The 16,318-nt window shown below is 55.8% G+C and carries 20 protein-coding genes; 8 read left to right on the plus strand and 12 right to left on the minus strand.

Annotated elements, in window-relative coordinates:
• Nucleotides 1-25: 25 nt before the first annotated feature.
• Nucleotides 26-478, minus strand: a complete 453-nt coding sequence (locus NAC44_RS05865; protein WP_250938947.1) for a c-type cytochrome — start codon at nt 476-478, stop codon at nt 26-28.
• Between the two features lie 295 nt (nt 479-773).
• Here NAC44_RS05865 and NAC44_RS05870 point away from each other — a divergent pair, with 295 nt between their 5' ends.
• Nucleotides 774-1,301, plus strand: coding sequence for a GNAT family N-acetyltransferase (locus tag NAC44_RS05870; RefSeq protein ID WP_250938949.1), 528 nt, complete (start codon nt 774-776; stop codon nt 1,299-1,301).
• 477 nt (nt 1,302-1,778) lie between these two features.
• Here the strand turns inward: NAC44_RS05870 and NAC44_RS05875 are convergent, their stop codons facing one another.
• From NAC44_RS05875 to NAC44_RS05885, 3 genes are all read right to left on the minus strand, one after another.
• Nucleotides 1,779-2,267, minus strand: a complete 489-nt coding sequence (locus tag NAC44_RS05875; RefSeq protein ID WP_250938950.1) for a GNAT family N-acetyltransferase — start codon at nt 2,265-2,267, stop codon at nt 1,779-1,781.
• A gap of 238 nt (nt 2,268-2,505) precedes the next feature.
• Nucleotides 2,506-4,284, minus strand: a complete 1,779-nt coding sequence (locus NAC44_RS05880; protein ID WP_250938952.1) for a sensor domain-containing phosphodiesterase — start codon at nt 4,282-4,284, stop codon at nt 2,506-2,508.
• A 339-nt stretch (nt 4,285-4,623) separates the two neighbouring features.
• Nucleotides 4,624-5,226 (minus strand): FMN-dependent NADH-azoreductase, encoded by a 603-nt coding sequence (locus tag NAC44_RS05885; protein ID WP_250938954.1) that lies wholly within the window; start codon nt 5,224-5,226, stop codon nt 4,624-4,626.
• A gap of 79 nt (nt 5,227-5,305) precedes the next feature.
• On the opposite strand from NAC44_RS05885, the gene NAC44_RS05890 reads away from it, so the two are divergent.
• Complete coding sequence (locus tag NAC44_RS05890; RefSeq protein WP_250938956.1) at nt 5,306-5,716, plus strand: winged helix-turn-helix transcriptional regulator; 411 nt, start codon at nt 5,306-5,308, stop codon at nt 5,714-5,716.
• A gap of 49 nt (nt 5,717-5,765) precedes the next feature.
• Here the strand turns inward: NAC44_RS05890 and NAC44_RS05895 are convergent, their stop codons facing one another.
• The 4 genes from NAC44_RS05895 to NAC44_RS05910 form a co-directional block, all read right to left on the minus strand.
• Nucleotides 5,766-6,368 (minus strand): superoxide dismutase, encoded by a 603-nt coding sequence (locus NAC44_RS05895; RefSeq protein ID WP_250938959.1) that lies wholly within the window; start codon nt 6,366-6,368, stop codon nt 5,766-5,768.
• 194 nt (nt 6,369-6,562) lie between these two features.
• Nucleotides 6,563-6,919 (minus strand): YkgJ family cysteine cluster protein, encoded by a 357-nt coding sequence (locus NAC44_RS05900; RefSeq protein ID WP_250938960.1) that lies wholly within the window; start codon nt 6,917-6,919, stop codon nt 6,563-6,565.
• Nucleotides 6,920-6,943: 24 nt separating this feature from the next.
• Nucleotides 6,944-7,210, minus strand: coding sequence for a hypothetical protein (locus NAC44_RS05905; RefSeq protein WP_250938962.1), 267 nt, complete (start codon nt 7,208-7,210; stop codon nt 6,944-6,946).
• A gap of 191 nt (nt 7,211-7,401) precedes the next feature.
• Nucleotides 7,402-8,283, minus strand: a complete 882-nt coding sequence (locus tag NAC44_RS05910) for a branched-chain amino acid aminotransferase (protein WP_250938964.1) — start codon at nt 8,281-8,283, stop codon at nt 7,402-7,404.
• 377 nt (nt 8,284-8,660) lie between these two features.
• Between NAC44_RS05910 and NAC44_RS05915 the strand changes: the two genes are divergently transcribed.
• A complete protein-coding gene (locus NAC44_RS05915; RefSeq protein ID WP_250938966.1) occupies nt 8,661-9,098 on the plus strand; it encodes a VirK family protein in 438 nt (145 codons plus the stop codon).
• Here the strand turns inward: NAC44_RS05915 and NAC44_RS05920 are convergent.
• Nucleotides 9,088-10,164: a helix-turn-helix domain-containing protein gene (locus tag NAC44_RS05920; protein ID WP_250938967.1), complete on the minus strand. Its 1,077-nt coding sequence runs from the start codon at nt 10,162-10,164 to the stop codon at nt 9,088-9,090. The two genes, NAC44_RS05915 and NAC44_RS05920, sit on opposite strands and share 11 nt — an antisense overlap.
• Before the next feature lie 138 nt (nt 10,165-10,302).
• Here NAC44_RS05920 and NAC44_RS05925 point away from each other — a divergent pair, with 138 nt between their 5' ends.
• Nucleotides 10,303-11,046 (plus strand): hypothetical protein, encoded by a 744-nt coding sequence (locus NAC44_RS05925; RefSeq protein ID WP_250938969.1) that lies wholly within the window; start codon nt 10,303-10,305, stop codon nt 11,044-11,046.
• A gap of 6 nt (nt 11,047-11,052) precedes the next feature.
• Here the strand turns inward: NAC44_RS05925 and NAC44_RS05930 are convergent, their stop codons facing one another.
• Both NAC44_RS05930 and trhA read right to left on the minus strand, forming a co-directional pair.
• Nucleotides 11,053-11,565: a GNAT family N-acetyltransferase gene (locus NAC44_RS05930; RefSeq protein ID WP_420839902.1), complete on the minus strand. Its 513-nt coding sequence runs from the start codon at nt 11,563-11,565 to the stop codon at nt 11,053-11,055.
• A 2-nt stretch (nt 11,566-11,567) separates the two neighbouring features.
• Nucleotides 11,568-12,221 carry a PAQR family membrane homeostasis protein TrhA gene (trhA, locus tag NAC44_RS05935; protein WP_250938972.1) on the minus strand — a complete coding sequence of 218 codons (654 nt, stop codon included), beginning with the start codon at nt 12,219-12,221 and terminating at the stop codon, nt 11,568-11,570.
• A gap of 275 nt (nt 12,222-12,496) precedes the next feature.
• Here trhA and NAC44_RS05940 point away from each other — a divergent pair, with 275 nt between their 5' ends.
• Nucleotides 12,497-12,877, plus strand: a complete 381-nt coding sequence (locus NAC44_RS05940; protein WP_250938974.1) for an MAPEG family protein — start codon at nt 12,497-12,499, stop codon at nt 12,875-12,877.
• Between the two features lie 12 nt (nt 12,878-12,889).
• Here the strand turns inward: NAC44_RS05940 and NAC44_RS05945 are convergent, their stop codons facing one another.
• Nucleotides 12,890-13,300, minus strand: a complete 411-nt coding sequence (locus tag NAC44_RS05945; RefSeq protein ID WP_250938975.1) for a universal stress protein — start codon at nt 13,298-13,300, stop codon at nt 12,890-12,892.
• Nucleotides 13,301-13,517: 217 nt separating this feature from the next.
• On the opposite strand from NAC44_RS05945, the gene NAC44_RS05950 reads away from it, so the two are divergent.
• The 3 genes from NAC44_RS05950 (at nt 13,518) to NAC44_RS05960 (ending at nt 16,083) form a co-directional block, all read left to right on the plus strand.
• Nucleotides 13,518-14,399: a VOC family protein gene (locus NAC44_RS05950; RefSeq protein ID WP_250938977.1), complete on the plus strand. Its 882-nt coding sequence runs from the start codon at nt 13,518-13,520 to the stop codon at nt 14,397-14,399.
• Nucleotides 14,400-14,776: 377 nt separating this feature from the next.
• Complete coding sequence (locus NAC44_RS05955) at nt 14,777-15,184, plus strand: hypothetical protein (RefSeq protein ID WP_250938979.1); 408 nt, start codon at nt 14,777-14,779, stop codon at nt 15,182-15,184.
• A gap of 200 nt (nt 15,185-15,384) precedes the next feature.
• Nucleotides 15,385-16,083, plus strand: coding sequence for a hypothetical protein (locus NAC44_RS05960; RefSeq protein ID WP_250938981.1), 699 nt, complete (start codon nt 15,385-15,387; stop codon nt 16,081-16,083).
• Nucleotides 16,084-16,318 lie beyond the last annotated feature (235 nt).

A 16,318-nucleotide genomic window follows, 5' to 3' on the forward strand; every position in this document is an offset into this window, starting at 1 on the left:
ATATCCTCCCGGAAAACCGCAGGTCTTACTTCTTCAGGCGATAGTCCTGATGACAGGCGGCGCAGTTGGGCGCGATCTTCTTCATGGCTGCACCCACGGCGGCCTGGTCGGCAGGAAGAGCGGCAAGCTCGGCTTCGGCGGCGGTTTGCAGCGCCTCGGCGTGCTTCTTGAAGCCATCCATATCCTGCCAGATCTTCGGGCTGGCCTCGGTCTTGAAGCCGGTTTCGGAACCCTTGGGGAACTGGTCGGGGAAGGCCTTGGCCACTTCGTCCATGGTGGTCAGCGAGGATTTGACCACGGCGGCGTCATAGGGCTTTTCACCCTTGGCGATGGCCGCAAGCGCCCCGAGCGCGCCCCCCATTTTCTTCATCATGCCCTCACGCACGGTCTGTGGCGGATCGGCGGCCTGCACCAGGCCGGACACACCGAGCCCAAGACAGAGCGAAAGAATGGCAATCCTGCTGAACTTGAATGTCATGGTTCTGCTCCCGTCAGATGTGTGAAAATCGTGCCGAAAACTGGAATGGGCCAAGTGAAGCCGGTGTCCCTCTCCTCGCCACGGCAGACGCACCATAGCAAATATGGGAAAAAGAAAAAGCGCAATTATCGGATGCATCAAGGATAAAGTATTGAATAAAATGTTGTTTTGAATAATTGAATGGTCAACCTCTTATGCATAATTCCTTAAATCGGGTGAGATTTAAGGAATTATGCAGCAGATTAAAAGCGTTGCAGCGAGTTTTATGCGCCATGAGATGGGGAGAGTGTGATCCATGATGAACCACATAGCCGAGGTCAAGCTGGGTCTGGCCCGTCATGCAGACGCTGCGGATCTGATTGAGGCAAACCGGCAGAGCCGGCATTATCATCATCCCTTCGCAGCGCCATTTATCGATCAGGAAGGCTTCGACAGCTGGTTCAGCCAGATGCTCACCGGCGCGTCCAGAGGCTTGGTTGCGCGCCATGCCTCAAGCGGCGGCATCATCGGCGTATTTACACTGAGCCAGATTGCGCTCGGCAATTTCCGCAGCGCCTATCTCGGTTATTACGGCATGGTGGCGTTTGCCGGACAGGGGCTGATGCGCCAGGCGCTCGATCTGGTGCTTGATCATGCCTTCACCGAGATTGGTCTCAATCGGGTCGAAGCCAATATCCAGCCGGACAATCATCGCTCGGTTGCCCTGGTCGAGCGATGCGGATTCGAAAAAGAAGGCTTTTCGCCGCGTTATCTGAAGATTGGCGGAGAATGGCGCGACCATTTGCGTTATGCCCGGCTTGCGCCGATTCCCGAGAGGGGCTGACCCTTAGGGTCAAAACTCACTCAGGATGGGTGTTCTGTTGAACGGGATGGGATTGTATGGCAGCGAACAAGCGCAAGACAAGGCCGGTTTGCCTTGTCGAGCATTGTTCGCAATCAGGCGGCCCATCCCGTTCAACCCTTTGGGCAAGGCGTATTTTGTGCCTGCGGGCGTCGGAAAGGTTTGAAAATGGGGAGCATTTCCTGCACCTTTCCTTCTACTCAGACACAAAATACGCCTTGCAGAACAACCATCCTGATTGAGTTTTCACCCTAAAGCACGTTGCGGCTTATCAGCCTCCGTCAAAGTGCTTTACAGCGCCGTGCGCCCAATATGGCGCACAAAACGCGCTGTCACACGTTTCATCTGCTGCATCATTTTCACCTTCAATCCTACCCGATTTCAGGAATGATGCAGTCAGTCTTTGTTTTGTCGCATGTCCGTTATCGTTTTATTGAGTCCAATAAAACACGACATGCTTTAGGCCAGCGCCTGTAGAAACCGCATCCCCGTCACCGGGCGGGCGGTGAAATCCATCTGTTCGTAGAAGCGATGCGCCTTGAAATTGCCGGTGGCAGCGCCGACCGAAAGATAGCTGCAACCGGCCTGACGGGCGACATCACGGGCACGATTGACCAGATGCTGACCGATGCCATGGCCGCGATGACCGTCGCGGACGAAAAGATGATGCAGGTCCATGCCGCGGCGGCCTTCATTGGCCCGGTACATCGGCACCAGCAGGGCATAACCCAGCAGGGTTTCTCCGCCATCGGCGACCAGGCCGGTAATCCACGGGGTTGCACCGAATAAATCGCGGCGCAGAATGTCCGCCGTCATCGCCGAGGCATCACCATGATGGGCAGCGAGAAGGGAAATCATCTCGATCAGATCTGGCAAATCCTCACGTTTTGCATGGCGAATGGAAACGAGTGCCGGGCGCGGCAGGGTAGCAATGGTGTCTTCGGTCATATCTGGCTCTCTTCTCGGTCCTGATCTTTATTTTGCCGTCAGGGAGAGCTCCGTTCAAACAACAAGGCCGCCTGACGGCGGCCTGTTGACAAAATGATCTGTCGAGCCGCCCGTTACCGGTAGGCCCAAAAATACACTGCGGAAATGATGTTGCGTGCGTCGATCATGGGGCAATTCGATGCACCATAACGGCAACACTGTCAAGCCCCTTCGCTCATGCGTGTCCGGTCCGGTTGAATCAGGCGACCACAGCCAGCCGTTTCGCCATCATCAGGTTTTCCAGAGCCGTTGCCTCTATCGGGCGGGAGAAAACATAGCCCTGACCTTCGTCGCACTCGAGAGCGCGCAACAGATCGACTTCCTCACGCAGTTCGATGCCCTCCGCCACGACGGTATAGCCGAGATCATGTAAAAGTTTGATCATGCTTTTCACCAGCTGTCGTTCCCGGTTGCCCTCCTTCAGCGCTGATATGAAGGACTGGTCGATCTTCACCACGCTGGCCGGCAGGTTTTGCAGATAAGACAGGCTACTATAGCCGGTGCCAAAATCGTCGATTGCGATTTTCATGCCTGCTTTGGTCAATTGCTCCAGTTTTTTCAGGGCAAGGGCCGCATTGGATATCACCATGCTTTCCGTCAGTTCCAGCTCCAGCCATTGCGGTTCTATGGCGTGTTTTTGAAGCGTGTCCAGCACCTGTTTGACAAAATCGGGATGATTGAGATTGGTCACGGAAATATTGAGCGACAGCGAGATGTCGAGACCACGGCTTCGCCAGTCGGCGAGCTGGGTCAGGGCGGCATCGAAGACAAAGGCGGTCATCTGATGGGCCATGGCGGTGTGCTCGATCAAAGGAACGAATTCACCCGGTGAAATCTCGCCAAGGTTGGGATGACGCCAGCGCAGCAGAGCCTCCGCCGAAGCGATGCTTTCGGTTTCAAGGGTTACTCTTGGCTGGAACACCAGCCGCAACTGGTCGTTGGCTTGAAGGGCTGCCTGAAAATCCTGCCGCAGCCGGAACCGGCGACGCTCAAGGGTCTCGTCATCGCTGGAATAGAGCGCCGCAGGGCGGCCCTGGTCGCGCGCGGACTGCACCGCCGTATTCAAAGCGCGCAAAAGGTCCTTCGGCTGCATCTGCGCCGGGTTGAACGCAGCAAGGCCGCCGGTAACCCGTGTGCCAAGGCTGATATCCGTGATGAAATCCGATTGTAGGATCAAATCCTCGACCTGCCGCAGTGCCTGGTCGATATCGAGGTCAGGATTGGCCAGGCAGGCAAATTGCGTTGGCGTGATCTGATAGCCTTGCCCCTTGCAGAAGCGTTTGAGGCGACGTGCGGCCTCTTGGGACAGGTCGTCCATATGGCTGGAGCCCATGATCCGCATCAATTGTTCGATTTGCGTGGCGGGCAGCAGGTCGAACATGATTGCTATCCGGGTCCTGTCGGGGCTTTCGATGGCAAGATCCGTCATGTCTTCGATGAATTGCTGCCGGTTCGGCAGGCCTGTCACCGGTTCGATACGGCCAAAGGCGTGTTGCAGCTCGACCTGACTCATCACCATGGCTGCAAGATCGCCAAGCGCGGCCATTTCGCTGTCATCCACTGTGCGCGGTTCCGTGCCAAGCACACAAAGTGAGCCGAGGCCATAGCCATCGCGGGTCATCAGCGGCACGCCCGCATAAAACCGGATTCCGGCATCTGACAAAACACAGTTGCTGTAAACCGGGTGCTGGGCAAAATCCTCGACGACGAGAATCCCGCAGGTTTCTGCCACTTCGGCGCAAGGTGCTTTATCACGGGGAATACCCCAATGCTCAACACCGACCCGCGACTTGAACCATTGCCTGTCACTATCGGTCAAGGAGACGGCGGCAATCGGCAAATTGAACAGCCGTGCCGCCATGCGGCTGATGCGGTCGAAACTTTCTTGCGGTGCGGTGTCAAGAATATTGAGATCTTGCAGGGCTTCCAGCCGTTGGACCTCTTCAGAGGAATCAATGAATCTGGTTTGAATGGCCACGCCCTGGTCTCCCGCCATCCCCTCGGACGCAGACCGATGGATGTTTTTTATGCTAATTTATCTATGGGAGAAAGATGGGGCCAATTCATAGTCTATCAAGTTAATAGCCTGATTGATTGTCACAACATGAATAAAAAAGCATTTAAAGAATCTATCGAGGATTGTAACGGCCTGAAGCCTGTATCATCCCCTCGGAAATGCTGAGGAAATTGCTGCCTTGAAGGGAATTTCAATAGAAGAGCGACATCAGGAGCTTGACCTGTGCGCAGATTAAAACATGCAGTTATGTCTATGCAATCATCCCCGCCGGAGCGGGGATGACAGGACGTTCGATAAAAATCAGGCAGCCTTCAGGCTGGCAATCGTGTCCTTGGCCTTGGCCACGGCAGCAGCCTTGGCTTCATCGCCCATGGCAACGCCTTCGGCGATGACAAATTCGACATTGCTGACGCCGAGGAAGCCGAAGAGGCCGGCCAGATAGGTTTCGGCATGTTCAAGAGCAGCTGCCGGACCGGCGCTGTAGACACCGCCACGGGCGAGAGCGATGATGACACGCTTGCCGCCGCACAGGCCTTCCGGACCGTTTTCGCCGTATTTGAAGGTCTTGCCAGCTACGCAGATACGATCGATCCAGGCCTTCAACTGGCTCGGAATGCCGAAATTGTAGAAGCCTGCGCCGATGACAACGACATCGGAATCGAGGAACTGCTGCAACACTTCACCGCCAAGCGCCAGATCGGCCTTGGTGGCTTCATCATTGCTGGCGTCGTAATTGCCCATGGCAGCAGCCAGCGTCAGGCCGGACAGGTGCGGAATGGGAGCAAGCGCCAGATCGCGATAGGCGACGGTCGCGTTCGGGAACTGCTTGACGATCGAAGCCGTCAGCTCACGGCTGACGGAATACTGGCCGAGAACGCTGGAATCGAGATGCAAAAGCTTCATGGTGTTTTCCCATTCGTTGGTATAAAAACGATACCGGAGAACTAAGCGAAGCCTGCTCATTCCGCAAGAAGGCACATCCATGGTACTGGCGCACAAACATGTCACTGAAGAGCTTGAAAAGCCTTTGCAATCCGAGGGTCTGCACGATCGTTGCCACACCGTCAACAGCGTGTTGACGCGCATAGGCGACAAGTGGAGCATTCTGATCGTCATGACGCTGGCCGACGGGCCTTACCGCTTCAATGAGTTGAAACGGCGGGTGGGCGATATTTCACAACGCATGCTGACGCTGACCCTGCGTGGACTGGAGCGGGACGGGTTGGTCAAGCGCACACTCTATCCCACCATTCCGCCGAAGGTGGAGTATGCGTTGACGCCGCTTGGTCATTCGCTGCGCGCGCCCGTTGAGGCGCTGGGCCATTGGGCGTTACGCCATCACCATATTATTCTTGAGGCGCGTGTGATCTATGATGGAGCGCAGGAAAAATAAAAAACCCGGCCTCGCAAGAGGCCGGGCATGATCTGGCTTGTGCCGCAGCTTACTTCGTTGCTGCTTCGTACATTTCCAGCACGTAATCCCAGTTGATCAGGCTGTCGACGAAGGCTTCGAGATATTTCGGCCGGGCATTGCGGTAGTCGATATAATAGGAATGTTCCCAGACATCGACGCCGAGAATGGGCGAGGCGCCATGCACCAGCGGGTTTTCGCCGTTCGGTGTCTTCATGATTTCCAGCTTGCCGTTCTTGACGGCAACCCAGGCCCAGCCGGAGCCGAACTGACCGGCACCAGCGGCGGCAAAATCGGCCTTGAACTTGTCATAACCACCGAGGTCGGAAGCAAAAGCGGCTTCCAGCTTGCCGGGCAGTTTGTTGCCGCCGCCATCCTTTTTCATCCATTTCCAGAAATGGATGTGGTTGTAATGCTGGGCGGCATTGTTGAACAGGCCGGCATTCTTGCCGAAAGACTGCTTGACGACCTCTTCCAGCGACAGGCCTTCAAGACCGGAATCCTTCAGCAGGTTATTGCCGTTGGTAACATAGGCCTGATGGTGCTTGTCGTGGTGAAATTCCAGCGTTTCCGCCGACATGTAAGGGGCCAGCGCATCATAGGCATAGGGCAGGGCGGGAAGTTCAAAAGCCATAACAATATCTCCTCTAGGCTCTAAAGCAGGAAGGGTCGCAGCAGGCTGCTGGATGACGGGAACATAGGAGCGCCGGTGAGAGGTGGCAACCTGCCTGACGGCAATTTCTCGCCCGTCATCGAAGTTTCATGGTGACAATGAAGTCGAAGGGAGGAAGGTTCCATCGTCTGCGGAAAAACCGGAAAATTTCGTGATTATTCCCAAAAGACATCCGGTTCCGGCAGCGTGTCCACGGCAAAGCCCAGGGCCTGCCGCGCCATGTGGCATTCCGGGTCGCCGGGCATGCAGTCACGACAGACCTGAGGGCGCACCGTATAGACAGAGCAGCCGACATGCTGGCCCACCACGCCGGTCAGCGCCGCGCAGCGGATTTTCCCCGCCGCATCGGTGAGAAATTTCATGCCGCTCAGATCGTCGGCCACCAAAGCTTCGGGAATGGCGGCCAGTTGTTCGTCGCTTTCCAGCGAAAAGCGTGGCCAGTCTGCCTGATAAGCGCAGCAGGCACCGCAGCTCTGGCAATCGAAGATCTCAGGCGGTGAGGTTTCAAGCATGTGATGTGCTGACACGTTTCCGGATCAGACGAGCCGCTTCGGCGTTGTGCGGGGAAAAAGCATCCGCAGAACGAAAGCCAGCACGGCAAGTGCGAGAAGAAGCGGCCAGGCGAAAAAGAAAAACAGCAGGCAGGCAACCATGCCCAGCACGAGGACGGCCATGAATATGCCGATCATCGCACCGAACAGGCCAAGCGTTGCGCCGAAAACGCCCATCAAGACGGGAAACCAGAAGGGAAAGGTGAAGGCCGCTGCCATCAGGATCAGAAAAATTTCGCCAACAGCCATCATTTGGGATCACCCTTGTTTGTTGTCCCGCAGTCTACTGCATAATTCCTTAAATCGGAAACGATTTAAGGTGAAAATTATGCAGCAGATGACAAGTGTGACGGCGAGTTTTGTGCGCCATATTGGGCACACGGCGCTGTAGCGCAAAGCCCGATCAGCGTCGAGTCATGCAGGACAGTGCTTTTTGCTTCATGTTAAAGATCGCTGCCGCCGCGCGCCCAGTCCATGTAAAGATCAAGCGCCTTCTTCGCCATTGGCCCCGGCTGATAGGTGCGGTCGTCGAGCCGTGACACCGGCGCCACCTTGGAATAATTGCCGGTGGTGAACACTTCGTCGGCGTCAAGAAAATCCTTGACCGTCAGCGTTGTCTCGCGGACCTCGAAACCGGACTGGCGCAAAAGGCCGATGATACGCGCCCGGGTGATGCCCGCCAGAAAGGTGCGGTTGGCGGCGGGGGTGAAGACCACACCATCCTTGACCATGAAGATGTTGGAGGAGGCGGTTTCGGCAACATTGCCATTCATGTCGAGCGCCAACGCATTGTCGAAACCGCGGGCGCGCGCTTCCGTGATCATCCGACCGGAATTGGGATAGAGGCAGCCTGCTTTCGCCTCGGTCATGGCGCATTCGGGCGAGGGGCGACGGAAGGGCGAGACGGTGAGCGAATGCGGTTTGGCCGTGTTCATGGCCGCCTCGAACAGGCAAAGGGCAAAGCGGGTGCTGGCCGGATCGGGCGCGACGACGGAAAAGGGCGCGCCATGTTCGCTCCAATACATCGGCTTGATATAAATGGCAGTCTTGCGGTCGAATTTCTTGACGCCTTCCAACGCCAGTTCGGCAATCTCGTCTGCCGTCATGGTCGGCGTCATGCCCATCGCTTCCGCCGAGCGGTTGACGCGGGCGCAATGCAGGTCGAGATCGGGCGCAATGCCATCAAACCAGCGCGCCCCGTCAAACACCGTCGAGGCGAGCCACATGGCATGCGACACCGGCCCGATCAGCGGCGGATTGCCGGAAAGCCATTCTCCCTCGACATAGGTGAAGGTGGGGGTGCGGGCAGATGTATCGACGGGCATTGGGCTCTCCTCAAATCACTCGCTGGCAGAAAAGGGCCGAAGGCGGACAGGGTCAAGCTGAAAAAGACAATGCTACGCAAAACACAAGAATCCTGCTCTAAAGGCCAGTTTTCTTCAGGAAAATATCGCAAAATCAGTGTTCTGGCTGATGGGTCGATCAATTTTGATGATGATGCTCGATAATGGCCTGCCGGGTCTCCTGTCTGCGCGCCCGTGTCTTGCAAGATCGACAGCGTTGCAGATCTGTCATTGCCTGCGAGATTTTTTGTTGCCTGGGCAAACATCTCGTGCCTTTCTGGCAGGAGGGTGTAAACATGGAATTTGCGCAGTGCACACTGTCGGCTGCAGGTTGTGTTGAAGGCTCAGGAGCGGTCATGATGAAAGCTGGAATAATGGTGTCGTCTTGTTTCGGTCTGGCGCTCATTCCGATGGCGGCGCAGGCATCCTCGCCTTTGCCAACGAGCGAGGCGCTCTCCACGGCGCTGATGGCGGGAGAGACCGTCAATGTGGTGGTGGATCTCGGCAAATGCCGCACGGAAACCGATCCACCCCGCCCCGGCGCGATGAAGGGTGGCTTGCGGATTTCCTCCTTTCTGGAGCGGCCCGATCATTCGATCAGCTTTTCCGACGATCATCTGACGATCACCTCCAAGGACAAGAAGCCGATCTATCAATTTGTCCGTTATACGGTGAAGCCGGATAATACGGTGATCTATTCGATGAAGATCCTCTCGGTCCCGGAATATAAATCGGAAGGCGGCGTGTTCGCCTATCGCTGTAAACTGGGCGATGGTGTGCGGTTTTTCACGCCCTGATCCCGGGTTCTCCTCCGTTGCGGTCAAACGCATCACGACGCTTGCGCCATTGGCTGGGATTTTCGCCTGTCACCCGTAGAAATTCGCGGTTGAAATTGGATTTGGTCATGAAGCCCGCCTCCAGCATGATCCTTGTGACCGGCTCCTGTGTCTCCTGAAGCAGCCGGCAGGCCTCGGCAATGCGGTGATTGTTGACATAATGGGAGAGGCTCATGCCATGCACCCGGTTGACCGCCTGGGAGACGGCTCGCACCGGCTGGCCAAGACGGCGCGCCAGTTTGCGCAGGTTGAGGTCCATATCCTTGTAAAGCTGCTGCTCTGCCATCAGCCTGTCCAGCGCTTTCGCCAGTTGTTGATCTTCAGCCGTCGGCGCGCGTTCATCCGGCAGGTCGCTTGGTGTGACCTCCGCGACCTCCTCCTGCTCCTCGCCGGAGACCGTTTCACCCTGCGCCTGCACGGCGGCAAGGCCGATGATCAGCAGGACGATCGTTGTAAAGCCGGAGATGATGAGCGGTGCCTGCCGGCCCGAGGCAAAGGCGAAATCCAGACTGATGGCCAGATCGGATATGGCTGAGGCAATCAGCGAAGCGGCCATCAAAAGCAGCGCTCGATAGGAGCGGATCATGCCATCGAGACGGGATGCGCCCAGCGCCTCCGGCCCCTGCCGCGCCAGCCACAGCAGCGCCAATCCATAGCCGAGAAAAGTGAGGATGATCACCAGATCGATCGGCCCGCCATCGAAGACCAGCAGGACCAGCACCAGAGATGACGGAATGGCGTGCAGGAGATCGCGCCAGCGAAGCCGCGATCCCGCCTCCGTCAGGCTTTGGAAGGCGATAAAGCTGAGCGGTGGAATGATCGCCGCCAGCACCGGCATCACCGAGCGCACCGCCATGACATCGTAGCCCCAGCGCAGGCCGACGACGATGGACTGCACGCACATGATGAGCAACAGCCAGAAGAAGGGGGATTGCAGGGCAAGCCGCGGCTCGTCCTGCCGGATCATGCGCAGCAGAAACGTCAGAAACAGCAAGGCAACGACAAAGGAGAGCGGCAGAAAGATCATCGGCAACCGGCAAAGACGGGAAGGGTGAGGCGACCATGACCTTTATCGCAATCGGCGGCGACCTGAAACAGGATCAAGGTCGCAGATTTCCGGGCAGAACTGCAGAAAGACGGCAGAGTTTGCACAGGAGCTTCCCCCATGAAAAAACGCCGTCTTCTTCTCACCTGCCTTGCCGTTGTCGTCGCCTTCAGCGCAGTCGACGGGCTGGTCAGCCTGATCGGGCGCGATGTTGCCCTCGGTCAGCCGCTTGATCTCGACACGATCGACCATGTCCGCATCGAAGGAGGGGCAAGCCGCCTCATTCTCACCACGCAAAGCGGACAGCCCTATGATGCCAGCCTCACCGGCCATCGCGAAGGCTGGGGCGCCATGTGGTATTCCGGCTGGTATGGCGATGATTGCACCGGGCGTGGCCGGATGCATCGTGAGGGCGACACGCTGGTGGTCGAAACCGATCCCGCTTTTGCCAGCCGCTTTTTCGACTGGTCGGACTGCACGGTAACCTTGCGCGCCAATCTCAAGCCGGAAACGGCGGTCACGATCCGCCAGCAGGCCTCGAAAATGACGTTGAACGGTGATTTTTCCGCAGTCGATGTCACTGCCGATGCCGGTGATTTCAGTCTGCGCGGCCATGCCGACACGCTGGATCTGTCGGGGGCTGCACTCAGGGTGCGCGCTTTTTATGAAAGCGTGCGACAGAACGAGACGCTGATGTTGACCGGCAGCATGATGGATATCGGCCTGCATTTTCTGACGCCGACACCTGTCAGCGTGCTGACCGAGGCAACCGCCTCCTATATCGACAATACGCTCGGCAACACAGCCGGAGCCAGGCCGCAGATCACCATCAAGGGGCAGATGGTGCGCGCCCGCATCGACTGACGGGGCTCACTCAGTCAGGGTGGAAAGCTTGAGCTCCATCATTGCCAGATCGAGCCAGCGGCCAAACTTGATACCGACCTCACGGTGAATGCCGACCAGGTGGAAGCCGAGCTTCTCATGCAGGGCGATCGAGGCGCGATTTTCCGCCTCGATCGCGCCGATCATCACATGGACGCCGCCGGCTTTCGCCTTTTCGATCAGCGCCTGCATCAGGCTTTTTCCGATGCCGCCGCCGCGCTGATCCTTCTCGACATAGACAGAATGCTCGACCGTGTGGCGATAGCCATCATGCGGCCGCCAGTCGCCATAGGAGGCATAGCCGACAACGCTGCCCTGCCGTTCGGCCACCAGCACTGGAAAGCCTCTGGCGCGGCGTTGCTCCATCCAGACGCGGCGATTGTCGAGATCGACCAGCACCTCGTTCCAGATGGCAGTGCTCGTTTCGACGGCATGGTTATAGATATCGCGGATCGGACCGAGATCGGTTTCGACGGCATCGCGGATCACGAGAGGCTGCATGGTCATGATCCGATAGCCGTCAGCACGGCGGAATAATGCACCGCGGCCGCAACGACGACGAAGCCGTGCCAGATGGCGTTCTGATAGGGCAGTTTTTCCCAGATATGGAAAATCACGCCTGCCGAATAGAGCACCCCACCGACGACGATCAGTACCATGGTCACGGGCGGGAGGTAACGGGAAATCGGTTCTGCCGCCATCACACCGCTCCAGCCCATGGCGAGATAGAGCAGAATGGCCAGACGGTCATAGCGGCCTGGATAGCGGCATTTGATCACGATGCCGGTGATTGCCACCACCCAGATGCCGACCAGCATGGCGAAAATCCACGGGTCGCTGGCGCCGCGCTCGAGAAAGGGCGTGTAAGTGGCGGCGATCAGCACGAAAATGGCGGAATGATCGAGCCGGCGCAGATAGGATTTCACCCTGGAGCGCGGCCACATATTGTAGGTAAAGGAACAGCCCAGCGCCAGAACCAGACCGAGGCCGTAAATCCAGCTCGCAGCGATTTCGCCATAGGAGGTATAGACGGTGGCATAGAAGATCAGCGCCGTCACGCCGATCAACGCCAGCACGACGCCAACGCCATGCACGATGCCGTCAGCCACCAGTTCGGAAAAATCATAATGTCGCCCGAAGCGAAACTCTTCGGTCATGGGATTTGCCTGCCTGTCATCCATCTCGTGTTCATTCCGTCATGATGCGGGAAAGCGCCAGCCGTTTCAAGCCGGTCAGGTGAAACACTATAATGGCGATTTCAGAACGGCAGATGAACGGGCCTGCCTTTTTTGCGCCGCAACAGATCACGCCTTTGCGAGCAGCCCTGATGGGGCACAAGTCATACATTATATGTACTCTGTTTAAGTCTAACTTTAACGAAACCTGCTATTCTTCAGCCCTGTTTGCCCCAAGCCACCGGAACGACACGCGCATGCGCTACACGGTTTTAGCCACCTTCATGGCGCTGATTGCCTATAACTGGTTCTTCATCAAGGTGGCGCTGGCGCGTCGCCAATTCAACATCAAGGCGCCGAAAATCACTGGCGATGAGGCTTTCGAGCGGATTTTCCGGGTGCAGCAAAACACAGCCGAACAGTTGGTTTTCTTTCTGCCGTCGCTGTGGCTGTGCGGTTTTTACACCTCGGATCCCTTGGCCGGTCTCTTCGGCCTGATCTGGACGGCGGCACGGGTGCTGTATGCCGCCGATGCCTATGCCAGCAGTGGCAGGCATGGCTACGGAGCGATGATCTCCTGGTGTGTCGCCTTCATGCTTTTGATTGGCGGCACGATCGGTGCCTTGCTGGCTGGCTGACAGGCCTCTTTTTCAGCGATCGACCAGAACCGAGCATTCGGCATGGCGCACGACCCGGTCTGCGGTTGCGCCAAGAAGATAGTTGGAAAAATCCGGCACATGCGAGGCAATGACGATCAGATCAGCCTTATGTTCGTTGGCCGCCGCCAGGATTTCATGGGCAGGCGGACCGATCCGAACTTCCACGGTTGCGGCAATGCCGCTACGGGCTTTCAGATCCTCCAGTCTGGCTTTGCTATCCGCTACGGCGCCTTCGAGAATATCCTGCGGAATATCGATGGTCAGATAGGCCGGAACCGGCTCGACCACGCTCAACAGCACGATCTCGCCGCCATCGTTCAAAAGGGCCGCCGCCCGTTTCAAAATAGATCCGCCCCGCTCGATCTTGTCGCAATCCACCGGCACAATGATCTTGCCATACATGACACATCTCCTGCTTTTTTACGTCTGTCATGATCATGACGCCGATCGCCCTGCGCCGTATTGATTCTGATCAAGACAAAGGGTTGTCTTCAAAAGATGAACAATCTTGCTACCAAACCTTATCTTTAGAAAACAGTTTATCATGCTATATCTATAGCATCTGCTGACATGCTTATGTTTCAAGGACTTGTGCAGGATAAACCCGAAAGGTCATGCCATGGACACGCTGCGTTCACCGAGTTTCGCCTTGACTCGCCCGCTTCATGTTGGTGAGGCGCATCTGGTCGTGCGCGATCTGGCGACTGTGTCGGCCTATTATCAGAAGGTCATGGGCCTGGAGGTGGTGGAAAAGAGCGCAAGCGGGGCGGTTCTCGGCGTTGCCGGCAAGCCGTTGTTGCGGCTGACCACGGCGGGCGATGTGCTGAAAGCGCCGCCAACCTCGGCGGGTCTGTTTCACACGGCTTTTCTTCTGCCGGACCGCAAATCGCTGGCGCAATGGCTGGCCCATGCCGCCCATGCCGGTGTGCCGCTCGATGGAGCCTCGGATCATCTGGTCAGCGAGGCGATTTATCTCAGCGATCCAGAAGGCAACGGCATTGAGATCTACCGGGACCGCAGCCCGATGGAATGGACCTATCATGCTGACGGCACGGTGGAGATGGCCACATTGCCGCTCAATCTGCAGAAACTCTATGACAGCGCGCCGAAAGACCCCTGGAGGGCGATGCCGGAAGGCTCCGCCATCGGCCACATCCATCTTCAGGTCGGCAATGTGCCGGAGGCGGACCGGTTTTATCAAGGCGTTCTCGGTTTGAAAAAGATGGCGAGCTATCCGGGAGCCAGTTTTTATGCCGCCGGGCAATATCATCATCACGTTGCCGCCAATATCTGGAACAGCCGCGGCGCCAAGGCTCGCAGCGGGCCGATGAGCGGCCTTGCCGATTACAGCCTGATCTATCAGGACGAGGCGCTGCTGCAACAGGCCCTGGCAACGCTAGAGACGCTGGAGATTGCGGTGACGAAGACGGCAGACGGTCATCGCCTCAGCGACCCATGGGGTATCGGTCTCACGCTTTGCTTTAGGTCCGGACAAGCTTGATGCCATAAAGTGATATCCATCAGGATGGTGCAGATGGCAGGGCAAGATTTGTCCGGCAGGCACAATTGCCGATCTGCTATCGTCTTTTCAGGCCGAAGGTCTGAAAGACAAGAAGCATACCGTCGTTAAAGAGACCGCGACTGTATCAGGGTCGATAAGGCCAGTGCATACCCCTTGTGCGGATGCCGACTGTGTTGAATGCATCAATGGCGTGAGCATGTGTATGTAAAACATTACAGCCACCTTTGTGCGCCATATGTGGCGCGCGGCGCTGTAATAGGATTTGATATCCCGCATTGCATAAAAACAGAAGCTTGGGGCGTTTTCGTGTTGCCATGAAAAACGGAAAGGCTCTGATTGGTGGACGGAGGTGCGTCATGTACATTTCCGACAGTGCATCAGGACGGATTTCGCTTTCCCGGCCAGTCGTGGCTGGTGACGCCGTTGGCAACACCAGAGACCGAGAAGGGTCGGGTGGCTTCAGGCGGCAAGGCGAGGATCGGCGTCCGCCCCCGCAGGATGAGCAGGCATTGCAGGCTGATGACATCAGTGCAGCCGATGATATTTCCTATGATGCCCTTGCGGGCAATGCCCCTTCACTTTCGGCGGCGATATGGGAAATGGAGGCGGGTCAGATCGAACGCCAGGACGTGGCGGAAAATGCCAGCGAATCACCGCCCGCAACCGTTTCCCCACAGGGCGATGCCGCTTCAGGCGACAGTGCTTCAGATGAAGTTATGGCTTCGCTTCTGGCGCTCTTCGAGCCGGGCGATGCCGCCGTCTGAACTGCTGTCGCTATTGGTTTTTTGCCTGTCCGGACGCCAAACCATTTCACACTTTTCTCGGAACAATGCTCTGACGCCTGTGCAAGTCAATTGGATCATCGCCGATCATGTGCCCATCCTGCAGAGGATGAGATATTTGCTGTCGACTGTGGAAGGGTTATCTGCTTCAAATACAAGCTCATTAAATATAGGGCTGAAGAGTGTTTAAATTCATCTCAAAAAATTACATCGTAATTATTTTTTTCACGTTTTTGTTATCATCGAACAGTTTTGCAGATGATAAAAAAATAGATTACATAAAGTCATTGTTGGGAGAAAATGTAAATACGTCTGATGTGTATGAAATTTACAATGGGGTTCCTCTAAAGAAAAAAGACAATATTGTTATTACTGTAATCAATCAGCCCGATAATAAAATTAAAAATTTTTCCATTGCAAAGATATTGGATTATGCAGCGGCGCTCAATCTTAATGTTGTTTTTCAAAACAATATCGAGGCAACGGAAATATTATTGTTTGACGACTTCGTAGACAAAAATAATAATTTTAATAAAAATGTGCTCGAAAAATATGGTATTAATATTAAAGACGATTCGTCTGTTCCGATTAAATTTCGGGATTGCTTTGTCATTAGAGAAATTAATAACGGATCAATTGTTAACTCTAAATATATTATCGATAATAAATTAAATAAAGAAGAAACAAAAGAATGTATTTCTCGGTCTGTGACTTTTTCATTTGGCTTGTCGTTCAAGCCTTTAGTAAAATTATTATCAATAAATAAAGTGGAAGTTTATGATTTTATAGATGAGTTCGGGCCTTTTATCCTGAGTAGAAGGGATAGATGCTTTCAAGTGAGCCGCGAGCATCTCGACTATTCGTGCATGTCTGATGAGTAAAATGGGTGATTGAGAGAATCGACCGAAAAGTGGGAAGCGGGTTCGGAAAAACCCGATGCAGCTTTCCGTCCTGAAATGCGGAAAACAAAGAGTGAGAGCGTTTCGGTGTTTGTGTGCACCGGTGAAGCGCTCTAAGCTGATTTTGTCATGGAGTGCATCTCAACCCGTCGGAAAGACATGCACTCCAGACATGATACGCAATCGACGCGCTTCAACAGCGCGATGCCAGCCTCAT

This window comes from Allorhizobium sonneratiae, from assembly GCF_023700755.1.
Lineage (GTDB): Bacteria > Pseudomonadota > Alphaproteobacteria > Rhizobiales > Rhizobiaceae > Allorhizobium > Allorhizobium sonneratiae.

Bases quoted from the DNA above. Each gene is read 5' to 3' on its own strand.
- NAC44_RS05895 (WP_250938959.1), bottom strand. From the start codon at position 6,368: ATGGCTTTTGAACTTCCCGCCCTGCCCTATGCCTATGATGCGCTGGCC.
- NAC44_RS05865 (WP_250938947.1), bottom strand. From the start codon at position 478: ATGACATTCAAGTTCAGCAGGATTGCCATTCTTTCGCTCTGTCTTGGG.
- NAC44_RS05890 (WP_250938956.1), top strand. From the start codon at position 5,306: ATGGTACTGGCGCACAAACATGTCACTGAAGAGCTTGAAAAGCCTTTG.
- NAC44_RS05875 (WP_250938950.1), bottom strand. From the start codon at position 2,267: ATGACCGAAGACACCATTGCTACCCTGCCGCGCCCGGCACTCGTTTCC.
- trhA (WP_250938972.1), bottom strand. From the start codon at position 12,221: ATGACCGAAGAGTTTCGCTTCGGGCGACATTATGATTTTTCCGAACTG.
- NAC44_RS05870 (WP_250938949.1), top strand. From the start codon at position 774: ATGATGAACCACATAGCCGAGGTCAAGCTGGGTCTGGCCCGTCATGCA.
- NAC44_RS05910 (WP_250938964.1), bottom strand. From the start codon at position 8,283: ATGCCCGTCGATACATCTGCCCGCACCCCCACCTTCACCTATGTCGAG.
- NAC44_RS05885 (WP_250938954.1), bottom strand. From the start codon at position 5,226: ATGAAGCTTTTGCATCTCGATTCCAGCGTTCTCGGCCAGTATTCCGTC.
- NAC44_RS05905 (WP_250938962.1), bottom strand. From the start codon at position 7,210: ATGATGGCTGTTGGCGAAATTTTTCTGATCCTGATGGCAGCGGCCTTC.
- NAC44_RS05945 (WP_250938975.1), bottom strand. From the start codon at position 13,300: ATGTATGGCAAGATCATTGTGCCGGTGGATTGCGACAAGATCGAGCGG.
- NAC44_RS05955 (WP_250938979.1), top strand. From the start codon at position 14,777: ATGTACATTTCCGACAGTGCATCAGGACGGATTTCGCTTTCCCGGCCA.
- NAC44_RS05915 (WP_250938966.1), top strand. From the start codon at position 8,661: ATGAAAGCTGGAATAATGGTGTCGTCTTGTTTCGGTCTGGCGCTCATT.
- NAC44_RS05930 (WP_420839902.1), bottom strand. From the start codon at position 11,565: ATGCAGCCTCTCGTGATCCGCGATGCCGTCGAAACCGATCTCGGTCCG.
- NAC44_RS05925 (WP_250938969.1), top strand. From the start codon at position 10,303: ATGAAAAAACGCCGTCTTCTTCTCACCTGCCTTGCCGTTGTCGTCGCC.
- NAC44_RS05920 (WP_250938967.1), bottom strand. From the start codon at position 10,164: ATGATCTTTCTGCCGCTCTCCTTTGTCGTTGCCTTGCTGTTTCTGACG.
- NAC44_RS05900 (WP_250938960.1), bottom strand. From the start codon at position 6,919: ATGCTTGAAACCTCACCGCCTGAGATCTTCGATTGCCAGAGCTGCGGT.
- NAC44_RS05950 (WP_250938977.1), top strand. From the start codon at position 13,518: ATGGACACGCTGCGTTCACCGAGTTTCGCCTTGACTCGCCCGCTTCAT.
- NAC44_RS05940 (WP_250938974.1), top strand. From the start codon at position 12,497: ATGCGCTACACGGTTTTAGCCACCTTCATGGCGCTGATTGCCTATAAC.